The organism is Neisseria sp. P0009.S007 (assembly GCF_051962515.1).
Genome location: NZ_JBQCVF010000331.1, coordinates 1 through 1,442 on the forward strand (window position 1 = coordinate 1; position 1,442 = coordinate 1,442).

The following is a 1,442-nucleotide window of genomic DNA, read 5'->3' on the forward strand; positions in this document are numbered from 1 at the left end:
GTCCTATTCGATTACGCCTATTGCAACCGTTCATTCCCCCTACAAACAAAAATTCGGCATTGCCCGCCAACCAGGTTTGGTTCCTGCGGCAGAAATTTGCATTGAACTCACTCCTGAATTTACCGCTGACAGCGTTCGGGGCTTGGAAGATTTCGACTATGTGTGGATAAGTTTTATTTTCCACGGCGTATTGGATGAAGGTTGGGCGCAAATGGTGCGTCCGCCACGGCTTGGAGGCAAACAAAAAATGGGCGTATTTGCCACACGCAGCCCGCACCGCCCCAATCATCTCGGTTTATCCCTGCTAAAACTCGAACGCATCGAATCAGGCAAACCTGTCCGCATCTATTGCAGCGGTGCAGACCTGTTGGACGGTACTCCGGTAGTGGATATCAAACCCTACATCCCGTTTGTGGAATCCAAACCTGACGCATCATCAGGCTTTGTCAGCGGCAAACCTGAAGAATTGAGTGTAGTCTGGGCAGAAAGTACGCTTGCGGAACATTTATCCACAGAAGAAAAACATCTCATTGAACAAAGCATCGCCCAAGATCCCCGTCCTGCCTATCAAGATATTCCCGAACGGGTTTATGTAATGAATATTGCAGATTATGAAGTGCAGTTTAGGATAGAAAACAAATGTGCCACAGTGATTAAACTATCCACAATCTGATTGCAAATTTAATCTATCTACAAACAAAAGGCCGTCTGAAATGTTCAGACGGCCTTTTAATTATCCACAGACTGATTGATTCAGCCTGTTATCCTTTAGATTTTGCTGGCAAAAAATTCCAAGGTACGAACCAATTGGCAAGTGTAAGACATTTCATTGTCGTACCAAGCAACGGTTTTCACCAATTGTTTGTCGCCAACAGTCATCACGCGGGTTTGAGTGGCATCGAAGAGTGAGCCGTACTCGATACCGATAACGTCGGAAGAAACGATTTGATCTTCAGTGTAGCCTAAAGCATCGTTGGCGGCAGCTTTCATGGCTGCATTGATTTCTTCTTTGGTAACAGGGCGTTCGAGAACAGAAACCAGTTCGGTCAAAGAGCCGGTGGCTACAGGAACGCGTTGGGCAGAACCATCAAGTTTGCCGTTCAACTCAGGGATAACCAAGCCGATGGCTTTAGCGGCACCGGTGCTGTTCGGTACGATATTCAACGCAGCGGCACGGGCGCGGCGGAAGTCGCCTTTGCGGTGTGGCGCGTCAAGGGTGTTTTGGTCGCCGGTATAAGCGTGGATGGTGGTCATCAGGCCTTCAACAATACCGAATTCTTTTTGCAATACTGCAGCCATAGGAGCTAGACAGTTAGTCGTACAAGAAGCGGCGGAGATAACAGTTTCGCTGCCGTCCAAAATATCTTGGTTTACGCCGTATACAACGGTTTTCACATCATTGCCGCCAGGTGCAGAAATCACAACTTTGCGCGCACCGGCAC

The 1,442-nt window shown here is 48.2% G+C and carries 2 protein-coding genes; one reads left to right on the forward strand and one right to left on the reverse strand.

The genetic code is table 11. From position 1 onward, the window contains the following. A partial coding sequence (gene tsaA / locus ACTHS3_RS13000; RefSeq protein ID WP_440368126.1) for a tRNA (N6-threonylcarbamoyladenosine(37)-N6)-methyltransferase TrmO occupies positions 1–673 on the forward strand: 673 nt, incomplete at its 5' end. Between the two features lie 95 nt (positions 674–768). On the opposite strand, the gene ACTHS3_RS13005 is transcribed toward tsaA, so the two are convergent. Next, positions 769–1,442 (reverse strand): type I glyceraldehyde-3-phosphate dehydrogenase (locus ACTHS3_RS13005; RefSeq protein ID WP_440368127.1); only part of this gene is annotated, 674 nt, incomplete at its 5' end.